The 15,513-nt window shown below is 42.6% G+C and carries 13 protein-coding genes and 2 tRNA genes; 2 read left to right on the top strand and 13 right to left on the bottom strand.

Annotated features, from left to right (window positions below; translation table 11 throughout):
- Nucleotides 1–583 precede the first annotated feature (583 nt).
- The 12 genes from lysS to spoIIE all read right to left on the bottom strand — a co-directional run bounded on the left by lysS (nucleotide 584) and on the right by spoIIE (nucleotide 13,976).
- Complete coding sequence (gene lysS / locus ABID56_RS09075; protein WP_354220416.1) at nucleotides 584–2,074, bottom strand: lysine--tRNA ligase; 1,491 nt, start codon at nucleotides 2,072–2,074, stop codon at nucleotides 584–586.
- Nucleotides 2,075–2,093: 19 nt separating this feature from the next.
- Entirely contained in the window at nucleotides 2,094–2,615 is a 522-nt protein-coding gene (gene folK / locus ABID56_RS09080) for a 2-amino-4-hydroxy-6-hydroxymethyldihydropteridine diphosphokinase (protein ID WP_354220418.1), read from the bottom strand.
- Nucleotides 2,602–2,976 carry a dihydroneopterin aldolase gene (folB, locus tag ABID56_RS09085; protein ID WP_354220420.1) on the bottom strand — a complete coding sequence of 125 codons (375 nt, stop codon included), beginning with the start codon at nucleotides 2,974–2,976 and terminating at the stop codon, nucleotides 2,602–2,604. Before folB ends, folK begins: the two co-directional genes overlap by 14 nt.
- A complete protein-coding gene (gene folP, locus ABID56_RS09090; RefSeq protein WP_354220422.1) occupies nucleotides 2,969–3,802 on the bottom strand; it encodes a dihydropteroate synthase in 834 nt (277 codons plus the stop codon). Before folP ends, folB begins: the two co-directional genes overlap by 8 nt.
- Nucleotides 3,803–3,831: 29 nt before the next feature.
- Nucleotides 3,832–4,701, bottom strand: coding sequence for an Hsp33 family molecular chaperone HslO (hslO, locus tag ABID56_RS09095; RefSeq protein ID WP_354220424.1), 870 nt, complete (start codon nucleotides 4,699–4,701; stop codon nucleotides 3,832–3,834).
- Nucleotides 4,698–5,480 carry a type III pantothenate kinase gene (locus tag ABID56_RS09100; protein WP_354220426.1) on the bottom strand — a complete coding sequence of 261 codons (783 nt, stop codon included), beginning with the start codon at nucleotides 5,478–5,480 and terminating at the stop codon, nucleotides 4,698–4,700. The genes hslO and ABID56_RS09100 overlap by 4 nt, the downstream gene beginning before the upstream one ends.
- A gap of 183 nt (nucleotides 5,481–5,663) precedes the next feature.
- On the bottom strand, nucleotides 5,664–7,685 hold the full coding sequence (gene ftsH, locus ABID56_RS09105) for an ATP-dependent zinc metalloprotease FtsH (RefSeq protein ID WP_354220428.1): 2,022 nt from the start codon (nucleotides 7,683–7,685) through the stop codon (nucleotides 5,664–5,666).
- A 149-nt stretch (nucleotides 7,686–7,834) separates the two neighbouring features.
- A complete protein-coding gene (gene hpt, locus ABID56_RS09110; RefSeq protein WP_354220430.1) occupies nucleotides 7,835–8,371 on the bottom strand; it encodes a hypoxanthine phosphoribosyltransferase in 537 nt (178 codons plus the stop codon).
- A gap of 11 nt (nucleotides 8,372–8,382) precedes the next feature.
- Nucleotides 8,383–9,753: a tRNA lysidine(34) synthetase TilS gene (gene tilS, locus ABID56_RS09115; RefSeq protein ID WP_354220432.1), complete on the bottom strand. Its 1,371-nt coding sequence runs from the start codon at nucleotides 9,751–9,753 to the stop codon at nucleotides 8,383–8,385.
- Between the two features lie 76 nt (nucleotides 9,754–9,829).
- Nucleotides 9,830–10,750 (bottom strand): serine/threonine protein kinase PrkT, encoded by a 921-nt coding sequence (prkT, locus tag ABID56_RS09120; protein WP_354220434.1) that lies wholly within the window; start codon nucleotides 10,748–10,750, stop codon nucleotides 9,830–9,832.
- A complete protein-coding gene (locus ABID56_RS09125) occupies nucleotides 10,716–11,465 on the bottom strand; it encodes a vWA domain-containing protein (protein WP_354220436.1) in 750 nt (249 codons plus the stop codon). The genes prkT and ABID56_RS09125 overlap by 35 nt, the downstream gene beginning before the upstream one ends.
- Before the next feature lie 63 nt (nucleotides 11,466–11,528).
- On the bottom strand, nucleotides 11,529–13,976 hold the full coding sequence (gene spoIIE, locus ABID56_RS09130; protein ID WP_354220438.1) for a stage II sporulation protein E: 2,448 nt from the start codon (nucleotides 13,974–13,976) through the stop codon (nucleotides 11,529–11,531).
- A 263-nt stretch (nucleotides 13,977–14,239) separates the two neighbouring features.
- Between spoIIE and ABID56_RS09135 the strand changes: the two genes are divergently transcribed.
- A tRNA-Met gene (locus ABID56_RS09135) sits at nucleotides 14,240–14,313 on the top strand.
- Between the two features lie 15 nt (nucleotides 14,314–14,328).
- Nucleotides 14,329–14,400, top strand: a tRNA-Glu gene (locus ABID56_RS09140).
- 666 nt (nucleotides 14,401–15,066) lie between these two features.
- Here ABID56_RS09140 and ABID56_RS09145 read toward each other — a convergent pair.
- On the bottom strand, nucleotides 15,067–15,441 hold the full coding sequence (locus tag ABID56_RS09145; protein WP_354220440.1) for a S1 domain-containing RNA-binding protein: 375 nt from the start codon (nucleotides 15,439–15,441) through the stop codon (nucleotides 15,067–15,069).
- Nucleotides 15,442–15,513: the final 72 nt, after the last annotated feature.

A 15,513-nucleotide genomic window follows, 5' to 3' on the forward strand; every position in this document is an offset into this window, starting at 1 on the left:
CAGCGTTCGTCCTGAGCCAGGATCAAACTCTCCATAAAGTGTTTGATTTGGCTTATTGTTTCTTTTCGTCTCCGCTTTCTCCTCATTTCATAAAAATAAGAAGAAAACCGAATTGACGACAGGCTATTTTGTTTAGTTTTCAAGGTTCGATAGAGTGCCGCGTTCGAAAGCGACAATGATTAATATACCAAGTTGAAAGTAGAAAGTCAACAACTTTTTATCAATCTTTTTAATCGAATGTTTAAGTCGATTTCATTCGCAAAAAGCGACCTTTTAAATATATCAAGTTTTGACGAATAAGTCAATTACTTTTTATATCTTTTTTAAAATCGCTAGATCATCGAAAGCGCTCTAACCATTGTCGCGAGCGCCTCTCTCAATGCGACAATTAATAATTTATCACGGCTATTCTTGTAACGCAATAGGTTTTTTAATGTAAATTAATTCTGACAAATCACCGCCTCCATCTAATGTATGAAACACGCTTTCTCTAGCACTGCTCTTTTTATTATCAAGACAATAAAAAAGACTTGCCACACTTCATTTAGTGTAACAAGCCTTGTCATCTCTTAATTCATATCAATTATGAACGATCACGCATTTGCGGGAATAATAAGACGTCACGAATCGACGGCGAATCAGTTAGTAACATCACTAGACGATCAATCCCGATACCTAAACCACCTGTTGGCGGCATACCGTATTCTAGTGACTCTAAGAAGTCTTCGTCCATTAGATGCGCTTCATCGTTACCAGCATCACGTTCTTTCACTTGCGCTTCAAATCGTTGACGTTGATCAATTGGGTCATTCAACTCCGAGAATGCATTTGCGTGTTCACGGCCTACAATGAATAATTCAAAGCGGTCAGTGAAGCGGCCGTCTTCGTCATTCTTCTTCGCAAGTGGCGAAATAGCAACTGGATGCCCGTAAATAAACGTTGGTTGCATCAAATGTTCTTCTACTTTTTGTTCAAAGAATTCATTGACGATATGGCCAAACGTCATATTCGGGTCTACACCGACACCGTGTTCTTTCGCCAAAGCATGAGCATGGTCATCTGACATGTCTTCCCAAAAGTTAACGCCCGTATACTCTTTAATCGCATCAACCATATGCCATCTCTTCCAACCAGTCGAAAGGTCAATAGATGTGCCGTCATAAGTAATCGATGTCGTACCTAAAACGTCTTGAGCAATATGAGCGATCAATGTTTCCGTTAAATCCATAATATCATAGTAATCAGCATACGCTTCATACAATTCAATCATCGTAAATTCTGGGTTATGACGTGTAGAAACACCTTCATTACGGAAAACGCGTCCAATCTCATACACTTTCTCTAACCCACCAACAATTAAGCGCTTCAAGTGCAACTCAATCGCAATACGCATGAAAAGTGGTATATCCAAAGCGTTATGGTGCGTTTCAAACGGTCGCGCTGACGCACCGCCTGGAATCGAGTGCATCATTGGTGTTTCAACTTCTAAAAAGCCTTGGTCATCTAAATAACGACGCATAGACTGCAAAATCTTACTTCGCGTAATAAATGTATCGCGACTTTCTAAGTTTGTGATTAAGTCTAAATAACGTTGACGATAACGTTGCTCCACATCTTTTAAGCCATGAAACTTCTCTGGTAACGGGCGGAGTGATTTGGTTAAGAATTCGAATGAATCGGCTTTAACCGATAGTTCGCCGACTTTTGTTTTGAACATAACACCTGAAACGCCGACGATATCACCTAAATCGGCTGATTGGAACACCTCGTACGCTTCATCGCCGATGCGGTCTTGACGTACGTAAATTTGGACTTGTCCTGATAAGTCTTGAATATGAGCGAAACCAGCTTTACCTTTCCCGCGTTTCGTCATAATGCGTCCCGCTATCGTGACAGTCGTTTCAGCTTCCATTTCTTCTAATTCTTCTTTGCTGTATTGATCGTATGCTGCTTCTAAATCTTTCGCTAAATGCGTCCGTTCAAACTTATCACCGAATGGGTTAATGCCTGACTCTTGTAATGTTTTAAGCTTTTCAAGACGCATCTGCATTTGATCATTCATTTCTTCTGACACACTATTCACCTCTATCGTATTAATAATCAGGGTTGTCCATTTTGGTCACATGCTCTGCATAATACTCTACACCAGCACGTTCATGATAATCAAGTCGATTGACTAACTCTTCTACTCGTTGGTCATTTACCTTTATGTACGGCGCTAAGTCATGTAGTGGAATTAAAACAAAAGCCCGTTCTGTCATTCGTGGGTGCGGAACCGTAAGCTCTGCCGTATCGACATATGTCCCTTCGTACCATAAGATATCTAAATCAATCTGACGCGGCCCGTTTCGAAACGTTTTCTCACGACCAACATCCATCTCGATCGATTGTGTTAACGTCAATAGGTCTTCTGGCGTTCGTGTCGTCTCCACTTCTACGACCATATTCAAAAATGAGGCTTGGTTCGTATAGCCAACAGGAGCTGTTTGGTAGACCTTTGACGTTCCATTAACAGCGACAGTCGGATCGTTAGCCAACATCTCGATCGCTTCAGCTAAAAAAGACTCGCGCGGCTCAATATTGGATCCTAATGCGATAAAACTACGATAACTCATGCGGGCGCTCCCGTTCAATTTCTATAGCGACAGATTGATAATATCCTGGAATAGGCGGGCCTGGTTTATCGACCGTGACTTTAATCGCCTGTAAAACTGAAAACGACTTAAACATCTCCTCGGCGAGCGTTTCGGCTACCGTTTCAACTAGATTATACGCTTTTCCTTCTACGACAGACTGAGCTACTTCATATGCTTGACCATAATCAATGCTATCTCCCATCTGGTCACGACGACCTGCCTCAGATAAATCAAGCATCAATTCCAAATCAACTGTAAAGCGCTGACCTAGTTTATTTTCTTCAGGATATAAGCCGTGATAGCCATAAAACATCATACCGTTTAGTTTCACTTTATCCATTAACATCCCACCTTTTGCCTAACATGGCATCCATCATTTTGGTTGCTCGGTAAACCGCTTTAACATCATGCACACGCACAATCTCCACACCTTGACTCACACCTTGACAAACCGTGGCAATCGTCCCTTCCAACCGTTCGTCGACTGGCAGGTCTAACGTTTTACCGATAAGCGATTTACGCGATGTCCCTAGTAAAACCGGATAGCCTAAAGCCTTGAATTCATGTAATCTGCGCATGACGAGTAAATTTTGATGCAACGTTTTGCCGAATCCAACACCTGGGTCTAAAATAATTTGATCATCCGATACACCGTACTGTTTGACGATATTAATCGATTCAACCAAAGACGCTTTCATATCATCGACCATATCATCGTACACGGGTTGCGTTTGATTGTGCATCAATACAATCGGTATATCAAATTCATGAGCAACCGCAGCGATTTCCGGGTCATATTTGGCACCCCAGACATCGTTTATCATCGTTGCCCCTGCACGAGCAGCAGCTTGAGCCGTGTCCGCTTTGAACGTATCAATCGAAATTGGACTATTAATCGTATCCGACAGCGCTTTAATCACTGGTTCAACACGGTCAATTTCCTCTTGAACCGTCACAGGGGTATGTCCCGGGCGGGTTGATTCGCCGCCGACATCGATGATTTTAGCCCCATCTGACTCCATTTGCTTCGCTTGTTGCACGGCGTCGTTCAACCGATCAAACTGACCTCCATCAGAAAATGAATCAGGTGTCACATTCAATATTCCCATAATCGCAGTCTCTTCATGTAATCGAAGAGTATCAACCACAGCATTCTTATGACGCATGATGTTTCCCCTTTCACAACGTTAAACCATTAGCTTTTCAGTTCTCGTAGATCCTCGACGCTTAAATGATACACTTCATTACAGAAATGACATGTCGCCTCTGCGCCACCATCTTCTTCGATCATCGCATCTATTTCTTCATTTCCTAGAGAAGCAATCGCGTTTTCCGTTCGTTCCTTGGAGCACGTGCAACTAAACACGACATCTTGACGGTCGATGACATGCCATTCCTCTCCTTCAAAGAATCCTTTCAAAATATCTTCAGGCGTTTTGCCATCTTGAATTTGTGTTGAAATAGCCGTCATTTGATTCACACGGTCTTCAACGGTTGAAATCGTCTCTTCTGTCGCACCAGGCATCATTTGAACAATAAAACCACCCGAAGCTAAAATAGAGTAATCTGTGTCAACTAACACACCTGCCCCAACAGCTGATGGAACTTGTTCTGACGTAACGAAATAATACGTGAAATCTTCACTAATCTCACCTGACACGATCGGCACTTGCCCTGTGAAATTGTTTTTTAGACCAATATCTTTTGCGACACTGATCGTGCCATCTGTACCGACTGCACGACGAACATCTAGTTTACCTTGTTCATTCGAATCAAAATCAACGTGAGGGTTTTGCACATATCCTCTAATTTCGCCTTTTGCATTACCGTCAGCAACGATAGCCCCGATCGGCCCGTCACCTTCGACTTTTACCGTTAACTTATCATCACCTTTTAGCATTGAACCCATCATCGCTGTGATCGTCATCGTACGACCTAGTGCAGCTGATGTTGTTGCCCATGTATCATGGCGTCGGCACGCCTCATTCACAAATTGCGTCGAATCTATCGCAAACGCACGCACTTGACCGTCAAATGCGGTCGCTTTTACTAAATAATCGCTCATTCGTTGTCACCTTCCTCATTTCGTCGATAAATCTCATATAATCCGTTCAATGTTAATTCTGTATCTACATAATCAATCGTTTCTGAACCCTTGCCGATTAATTTAGCTAAACCACCTGTCGCAATGACGGTGGGTGTTTCATTGGCTTGTGATTTGAATTGACTCACAACAGCATCCACTTGCCCGACATAACCATAGTATATCCCTGACTGCATCGCTTCAACTGTCGACTGACCGACAACTTGTTGCGGCCTGCCAATTTCAATTCGCGGTAACTTCGCGGCTTTAGCATATAACGCTTCTGTTGAAATATTAATGCCTGGCGCAATCGCCCCGCCAACATAGGCGCCGTTCTCATTGACGTAACAATACGTCGTCGCCGTTCCAAAATCAATAATAATAGCTGGAGCACCGTACGTTTTAATGGCTCCGACAGCGTTGACGACACGGTCAGCTCCGATCTCTTTCGGATTGGGATATTCCATTTTTAAATACGTGTCCACGTTGTCACGACCGACAATCATCGGTTTTAAGAGAAAATAACGTTCGCACATTTTTTCCAAAGCAAACATAATCGGAGGCACAACAGACGAAATAATCGCTGCATGAAAATCATCAAAGCGAAGGTTATGATGTTGCAACAATGCTTTTACTTGCATCGCATACTCGTCTTCTGTTTTGTGGCGATCGGTTGCAATGCGCCATTGGTACGTCAACTGACCTTCATCAAACACGCCCATCACGGTATTCGTATTCCCGACATCTAACACAAAAATCATATCGTCACACCATTTCTTGATCTTTTGTCTATTACAATCTTTTCACATTTCATTCAACGTAAATCATATCACAAACCGTCATTATTTGTCGTGAAACGAACTCAAAAAAGACGTATGTCTGACCCCTTGAAACATAACAAAGACCTACCCCGAATCAATCGGGGATAGGCCTTTTATGTTGCGTTATTCTTTGCGACGGTCATCATCGTCTGTTTCATTCGATGATGTGTCATCAGTTGTTTCGTCTGTTGATTCATCGTCTTGAGACTGAATATTAACTTGAACATCTTGATCGTCAGATGTTTCTGTTTGTTCAGCATCAGATTCTGAATCATCTGCATGAGCCTGATCCTCTTCATCTTCCTCAAGCGGTTCAGGTAACTCACCGTTTTCAAACAATCCTTTAATTTGACGAGCATCAAGCGTTTCGACTTCGAGTAACGTTTGGGCAATCACTTCTAATTGCTCTTTATGCTCGGATAAGATTTGGTGTGCACGTTCATAACAAGCATTCACGATCGCTTGTACTTCTTGATCAATGACATAAGCGATTTGATCACTGTAATTCGGTTCATTCTGGATGTCTTTACCTAAGAAGACTTGTCCGCCTGAACTACCAAACTGCAACGGTCCGAGTTTCTCACTCATACCGAATTCGGTTACCATCTTACGGGCAATACTCGTTGTGCGTTGGAAGTCATTGTGCGCGCCAGTACTTGCTTCACCAAAAATGATTTCCTCAGCGACACGACCACCTAATAGACCGGTGATCTTATCAAGCAATTCTGGTTTCGTTTGGAAATAACGGTCTTCTTTCGGAAGCATTACTGCATAACCACCAGCTTGACCACGTGGGACAATCGTGACTTTGTGAACCATATCGGCTTCATCAAGCACCATACCGATAACCGTGTGACCACTTTCGTGATAAGCGACGATATTTTTCTCTTTCTCAGAAATGACACGGCTCTTCTTAGCAGGACCTGCAATAACACGGTCAATTGCTTCGTCAACGTGTTCCATTTCAATCTTATTCGCACTAGCACGAGCGGCAACGAGTGCTGCTTCGTTTAATAAGTTTTCTAAGTCGGCACCTGAGAAGCCAGGTGTTCTTAGCGCAATCGCCTTAACATCCACCGATTCGCCTAATGGCTTATTACGTGCGTGTACTTTTAAGACTTCTTGACGACCCTTCACGTCAGGTGTGTTAACCGGAATTTGACGGTCAAAACGACCAGGACGTAATAACGCTGGGTCTAAAATATCTGGACGGTTTGTTGCCGCCATCATAATAATACCTTCATTAACACCAAAGCCGTCCATTTCGACGAGTAATTGGTTTAAGGTTTGTTCACGTTCATCGTGTCCACCGCCGACACCAGCGCCACGCTGACGTCCGACTGCGTCAATTTCGTCAATAAAGATAATACATGGTGCGTTTTTCTTCGCATTTTCGAATAAATCACGAACACGTGATGCACCGACACCGACGAACATTTCAACGAAGTCAGAACCACTGATTGAGAAGAACGGTACGCCCGCTTCACCAGCTACCGCTTTCGCAAGTAACGTCTTACCAGTACCAGGTGGGCCAACAAGTAACACGCCTTTCGGAATACGTGCACCGAGTTCTGCGAATTTACGCGGATCTTTTAAGAAGTCCACGACCTCGACTAACTCTTGTTTCTCTTCATCTGCACCCGCTACTTCATTGAATTTCGTTTGTTTCTTATCTTCTGTGTACATCTTCGCCTTACTCTTGCCGAAGTTCATCATACGGCCACCGCCGCCTTGCATCTGGCTAAGTAAGAAGAAGAACAGAATAAAGATGATTAGAAACGGGATAAGCGTTGTAAAAAATCGTGCCCAAGCACTTGGCTCTTCAGCCGCTTGTACATCGACTAATCCTTGATCTCTAGCTGTTTCCACAACATTATTAACGATTTCATCAGTTGCTGGAATTTCAGCGCGGAATGATTCAGCCTCTCCAGATCCGCTTGGTTGATATTCACCTGTTACATCATACGCAAAGTTCGTATATTGTAAGTTTAGCTCTTCAATTTGACCGTTATTCAAGGCCTCTTGAAAGTCGCTATAATTGAGTTGTTCCGTTTCCGGACTCGGATTGTTCAACATTCCGATAATTCCGATGACAACTAAAAAGATGATCAAGTAAAATATGGTATTTCGGAACACCCGATTCATCACTAACCTCCTCCTAAACTATGTGCAAACTGAGTTGTTCACTAACCCGTTGGCTAGCCACTCATCATTGATATGCTACAATTATCCATTATTTTAGTGCAAAACTAAACTTATGTTATCATAATCGTTTTACCTTACTCAAATGATAACTACGAATAAATCTCTTCTTTTAAAACGCCGATGTATGGCAAGTTACGATAACGTTCTTGGAAGTCTAGTCCATAACCAACGACGAACGCATCTGGCACTTCGAATCCAATAATGTCTGCAAAAATATTACCTTTGCGACCAGATGGTTTATCAAGTAATGTCACGATCGTAATGGAGTTCGCTTGACGATATTTAAATAAGTCAACTAGATAGCTTAACGTTAAACCACTATCAATAATATCTTCAATGATTAACAAATCACGACCATTCACTTGCGTATCTAAGTCTTTCACAATACGAACCTCTCCTGATGACTCCATACCGCCACCGTAACTAGATACGTCCATAAAATCGATCTCAACATGTGTTTCAACACGTTTTAGCAAATCGTTCATAAAAGGCATCGCACCTTTTAAGACACCAATCGCTAAAGGGAATTTCCCATCGAAGTCACGTGTAATTTGTTCGCCTAATTCTTTCGCTTTAGCTTGAATCTCTTCTTCCGAAATCAACACTTCTTTAATTTCGTTATGCACGATTAATCCCCCTAATATTTATTAACATCAATTGACAGTTTGATTAGATTCGTATGCGTTACATCAGCCCAATCACTTCGACATAAAAACGGAATCCACAACAGTCGACCATGCTTATCTGTGACGACTGGCCACGTATCTCGTTCAACTGTTGGAACCTTATGGTCAATAAATATATCTTTCACTTTTTTATGACCATTTAATCCTTGAGGGCGAATGCGGTCACCACGTTGACGCGTTCTAACCACCAATGGCTGAGGCAGGTCAGCGGCTGGTCCAAGTATCACAGAGCGGTCACCTTCATAATTAAATAACTGATTGCTTTGCACCGCTTCTGCACTTAAAATCCACCCGTTCGGTAATGACACCCAACTTCCGACGTCTAGCTCAAACGTATAATCACCCTGTGGTAACGATTCACACGTTATCGTACACGTATCATACGATTTGATCGCCGTAAAACCTTGTCGTGGCGTCCATTGACTGTTCGCATGATGACTGTTCAACCATGTTTTAAACGCCTCGAAATCGTTGCGATATGACTGATTATATACACTAAGATAGTTTAATATTAGATGAAAGCCACGCCTTTGTAAAGGTTGTGGCAAAGCGTTAAACGAATTAATTGAAAAGGTCACCCTTTGTTCACAAAATTGGCCTATCTCTGCCATTTGACGTTCTGCCCACGTATCAAGCAATTGTTGATCTTCTCTAAGCTCTTGATGTAAATTCATGGCGCTATTATGTATGCTCGGGTTTTCTGCTTGAACAAACGGTAATAATTGGTGACGGAATCGGTTGCGAGTATAGCGATCACTCTCGTTAGACGGGTCTTCACGATAAACGAGTGCACAGGCTTCTGCGTATTGTACAATCATTTGTTTCGTCACTGATAAAAATGGACGAATAATCTGCATCGATCCAATATGCCGGTCAGAATCCATCCCCGTCGGCACAACCCCTTTCGTCAATCGCATAAACATTGTTTCCACTTGGTCATCCCCGTGATGGGCTAACACTAGTTTCCCATTAGAACTCACTTCATGGCGAAATGCCTCGTACCGCAACACTCTCGCTGCTTCTTGCACGCCAACCTGATGCTTACGCTGATAGTCTTCCGTCTCAACACGGAGGACGCGACACGGAATATCAAGCGCTTCTGCTTGCTCATGAACAAAAGCTACATCACACGCCGACTCTTCACCACGCAATTGGTGATCCACCGTTAGCACCGTTAATGACAAATCCCACTCCGTTTGCATAGCATGAAAAAAATGCAGCATCGCCATAGAATCCACACCACCCGATACTGCTAAATATAAATCATCCCCGCGTTCGATGAGTTGATTGTTTTGAATAAATTGTTTTACACGTTCTTCCATAATTCAAGCCGCCTCTTCGCATCATCACATTACCACCCTATTATACCAAACTGCGACTTAATTAACAGCGACCACACTACATCAACCAATACACAAACCATGCATTAATCGCCACCATTGACCCTAACGTCATTACATCACGTTTATCGACATTGACGTACGATTGAGATTGGAACCTTGACGAAACGGATGTCGATTGTCGTGCTGGTAGGACGACACGATCAATATCACGCTTCATCGCTAACGCGTCTCGGTACTGACCCGATACTGCTTTATGAATAACAGAGTGAAATGGCTTCAACCGCTTACTACGTGCAATCAACCTCGGTAACGAACGATGATCACCTTGCCGTTGCATGGTCAAACTCGAATCCACTTTCGCAAAACATACCCCAAGTGCAAACAAATCATAAGCGACATCAGCTTTACGACTTCCCATCCGCCAATACCCACGATCATAAACCGACGTATATTCCCTAATGCCACGACCAATCGGCGTCACACCACCGACATCAACTAATCGGATTCGCTTCCAAGCACTATCAAATATCATATTATCAAGCTTTAAATCGCCAAAAACATACCCTCGTTTGTGTAACACGTGTAAATCAGCTAATAGTTGTGACATGAGTTTGCCGTAATCCATCACCTGCATACGTGAGACAAGCGATGTCATCGGTTTTCCTTGTACGTATTCCATAACATAAAAACTATGTTTCTCGCGATTCATATACCCATCATCGACATCGACTAAAGAAGGCCCAAGCGAAACACCTTGGGCCTGTTGTAACTTCTTTAATATGTTGGCTTCAGCTGAAATGACGGTTGGATCGCGACTCACTTTCATCGCAAGCCGTTTATTCGACGCTTTGACTAAATACGTTGACCCGCGCGCCCCTTCTCCGAGCAATCGCTCAACCTGATACCGGCGCTTATGCCACAAACCTGTTACAGTTATACCTTTAGCTAGACGAACGGTAGGATGAATCGACGACATCGTATGCCGCTCCTCTCATCACATTTTCTTGATTCGAGACATGGAATGATTTTGCCGCTTCACGCAAGGCAGCACCAGTCGGCGTAATACCACCAACGGCAAACTTCGGAAATACTTTAGCAATTCGTTTTCCATCATTCGTCCAATCAAGCAACATTTTAACCACATCTTTGCGCGTTGGATATTGATAGACTGTATACTCAAACTCACCTTCTCGCGCATCTAAACTAATCATTAAATCGTCTAACGCCTCTTTCACAGCATGCATTTTCGTTTGCATACTCGCACTCGTATCGACTAACACAAGCACTTGCATGTCACACGTTTCACTTAAGTCTTCCATCACTTCTTGTACTTCCCCGCGCGTCTCAGGTGGTAAAGCATCTTCACTTTGTCCGTCTCCTAATATTTGTTGCAATTCTTGATGAACAAACCCTTGGATCGTCTGCGTCATCGCTTGTTGCGTCACCATTTGCATCGTTTCAGACAAATCTTCTGCATAGACAATACGACTAATGCCGCCACCCGCTTCGGCTATGTCATTCACTTCTTGCAAGCCTAGCGGATCTTCTGTTTGGTCATCGTCTAAGACGCCAATCACATTCACTGATAAGCCAGACTTTGCAATATGACGACTCACATCGACTGGGTCTTCCCCTTGATTCGAACATCCATCGGTAATGAGTAACACTTGTTTAATCGTTCCTTTTTCCACGTCGAAACGCCTCCTCATCAATTTATCACCATTGTTGACGAGGAAGCAGTAAAATATACCTGATTATACTGTGGCAACAGACGGGAATGACGCCCATTTCGGTCGACTTTTTTCGACTTTGGTCACTAACACCGTCATGTCATCGACGATCGCACCGCGGTGACTGCGAATCGTTTCTTCTAAGATTAAATCAGCTACAGCTTGCGGATCTTCCGTTTCAAGCTCACGAATTTTCCGCTTCAACCAAATTTCACGATTCTCATTTGATGCTGCCGCCTCCAAAATACCGTCGCTCACCATCACAAGTAGATCGCCGTCTTTTAACTGTTCGTATACAGGGTCCACTTCGAATTCATCTAAAATACCAATCGGCAAATTACCTGACTCAATAGGATAGACACCATGTCCGCGTTTAATAAAGCTCATCATCGCCCCGATTTTTAAGAAGTTAACGTGCGGTTCTTGTAAATCGATCACCGCCAAATCGAGCGTCGCATAAATTTCATCCGACGTTCTTAACGACAAAATCGAATTAATTGATTGAAGGGCAACTTGCTCATTAATCCCCGACTGCAAAATTTGTTTCAACAATTTCAACGTCTCAGAACTCTCCAAGTAAGCCCGTTCACCATTCCCCATGCCATCACTTATTGCTAATACGAAACGGCTCTTGCCTAACTCAAGCATCATGTACGTATCACCAGACAATAAATTACCTTGTTTCGCCGCATGTGCCACGCCCGATTGTAGTTGGTAATTTTTCACCGAACTAAACTGAAACGTCCGGTCACCGTGTGTAGTAGACGAAGCATGTTCGGCTTCAACGACAACCGTCTCATCCAATAAATCCGACAATAACGGGTCAATAATTTTGTCAGCTTCTCCGTGATAATCGTTGAAATAAACTGTCATTTCCAAATCGACGTTTCCTTTTTCAATCGAAAACAATTCTAAATGCTCGAGTACAAAGCGATTGTCATACAACATACGACGAATCATTTGCTCATGCCACACGAAATCTTCGCGCTCCTTAACCATTTCTTGCGCAAAATTATTCATCACTTCAGAAACGCCGTTGAGTTGTTCTGATACGAACTGCCGACTTTCTTTCACTTGTTGTTTCAGTCGCTTATTTGCCTTATAAAACGAAAATTCATACCGCATTTGGTCGACGACTTGATCACTTTTCACACAAAAGTTGCGTAATTTACCCATTTGAAAATTTAACTGCGACGAATCGCGTTCCTCTATCGCCATCATCATTTGTTTTAACACCGGATATGTCCTGTCAAATTGATTCACCCAACACGTGTGCTTTTTTAAACACGTCTGACACGTTTTCTCCGTCACCCGACTTAAATATTCATCGACATCTTGCGCCTTATCAAACGTCGTTGATTCAGCATCAATCGAAGCAAAACTATGCGATAACGCCTCAAACATTTCCGAAAAACGTTCAACCCGATGAGCCGTTGCATCGCGGACTTTTTGTAAATACTGTTCATTTTCAGCTTGAGCTTCTTCTGTCCCTGGGATAAATTTAGCCACTTGCTTTGACAAAGATGGTGGCGTCACAATAAATACACCTATCGCAACAGCCGTTTGCATCAACAATTGCTGTAATGACATGGCTTCGATATTGTATAAACCGATTAATACAGCTGCTACCACAGCCCCTAACGTCATTACATAGCGATTCACATTTTTTAATAAACCGGATAATAAACCAATCAATGCTAACAAACTAATTTGATATAACTGAATCGCACTCGCAAGACTGAGCATGAGTCCAACCATGACACCAATCGCCGATCCGACCGTGGCGCCTGCAATCAAAGCCGACAATAAGACAACATACATCGCCATCATTTGTTCAATCGCTAGTCCACCGATCGTTAACCCGACCATCCCCGTTAAAACAGCGGTGACTAAAATCATTAAACAAATCATTTCTTCCACTTTATATTTCACCCGTGGCGGTTGTAACTTTAAAAATGGATATGACTGCATGAATACCATCACTAAAAATCCAGCTAAAATGCCTTCTAAAACAAACATGGCGCCATCATACAATGAGAATACGCCCTCGAATGCTTGTATTGCTAAACGTGTCACGACAACACTAACGCCTGTCATCATCGCTAGCCATTTCAAACGTTTCGCACGGTGTCGCACCCAGTGGTGGTCGATTAGTAACATAAGTAAACCACTCAAACTAATAAAAAAAGCATGTTCAAAACTTATCGTTAAGGCGCCTAACATCATACACAAAAATGTCAGTGGAGCAAACGAGCGCTTCGTCATGACCGTTGCAGCTAAAAATGCGATCGCAAACGGTGAAATCATCGATAAAATCATCGCTCGCCCTAGTAATAATCCAGCAATGTACCACAACAAGCCGTACGTCACCATCAGTCGATGTAAACCGTTCAGTAACCGTTTGAACCATAATGACTGGTTATGGTCATCTGTTGGTGCTACGGCCGTTAATCGTTCGGATAATAAACCCACTTCAATCACCACCCCTTATATGATGATTGAAACACGTTTATGCCTAAAACTTTGTCAAAATCACGAAGAGACAAACCTTTTTTCTTCGACTAAACATTGGCGAATATCACGAAATCAGTCTTACTCCGACGTGCGACCCTCTTTTTATGACAATGAAAATGGGCACGACTAAAAATTCAACAAGAAAAAATGAAATTCGTGTTGACACATAAATCATCGTGGTGTACTATAATCTTTGTGCTCAACAGACGGCACATAAATATGGCGGTGTAGCTCAGCTGGCGAGAGCGTACGGTTCATACCCGTGAGGTCGGGGGTTCGATCCCCTCCGCCGCCACTCTTTTTTTATCAAGGCCCGTTGGTCAAGTGGTTAAGACACCGCCCTTTCACGGCGGTAACACGGGTTCGAATCCCGTACGGGTCACTACAGACGAAACCCGACATTGTTTTAAAACAATGTCGGGTTTTTTGTATTAGCTATACCCTATTAGTTGAAGGTAGCGGCACCATTAAGAGTAAGTTTTCGGGTCATCGCTGTTACCGTGTTTTCACCCCACAGCGCATAAGTGAAACACTACACCTGCACAACCTGATTAAATAAGCAACTTTATAACTTCATTTTCATTACTTTTTGTTACCAAAAAGGTTCCTCTTCACTGGACAAATTCAACATAAAAGGGTAAATACTAAATATCACCAACATCATAACAACCCCTATGATAATAACTGTAACGACGGAAAAATCGAATAGGTGACTAACTGGTACTATCACTAATAATGGTAAATAAGTTATTATTCCATTTCTCAACCTAGAGGAGGCAGACTCATATTACTTTTTCTCGCAGTATGGGCATCTTAATCTCAACAATCTTCTAACCGTTTGTTTCCACGTCCATTTTATCCCACAGTTTTGACAAACAGGCATGTTAAACCCCTTTCTCTTCTCTTGCCTCAATCACACGAAAGCTTTCCAACCCTGGTAGTGCCATTATTAACGACATAAAAAAACTACAACAGATCTTACACTGTTGTAGTCATCAAGTGTCGAACGCTATATATTTAATACTTCAAATAGACAGCAAGACTACCCTCACCTAGCACCACGTCCACCACGACGAGATTCCGTATGCTTCTTAAGTGAGGACATCTTATCTTCACTATCCTTCAAAAACTGGTTCATTTTTGATTCAAAGTTTTCCGCGCGTTTCTTTTGTTCTTCGCGTTCAAACTGCTCATCTGCCTTTTTGATCGATAAGCCAATCTTTCCGTTGTCTTCTACATTTAATACTTTGACTTTAACTTCATCACCGACAGATAAGTGCTCGTTAATATCCTTAACGAACTGATTTGCTACCTCACTAATGTGGACTAAGCCAGTTGACCCATCCGGAAGCTCGACAAAAGCTCCAAAATTTGTAATACGGGTCACTTTACCGTGCAACTTGCTGCCTACTTCAACTGACATAAAGAAAATGCTCCTCCTTAAAGTAATCAAAAAATCTATTCCATATTATTATATATAAGCTTGATTAAAAGT

It is taken from the genome of Alkalibacillus flavidus (genome assembly GCF_040545925.1).
GTDB classification, from domain to species: domain Bacteria; phylum Bacillota; class Bacilli; order Bacillales; family Alkalibacillaceae; genus Alkalibacillus; species Alkalibacillus flavidus.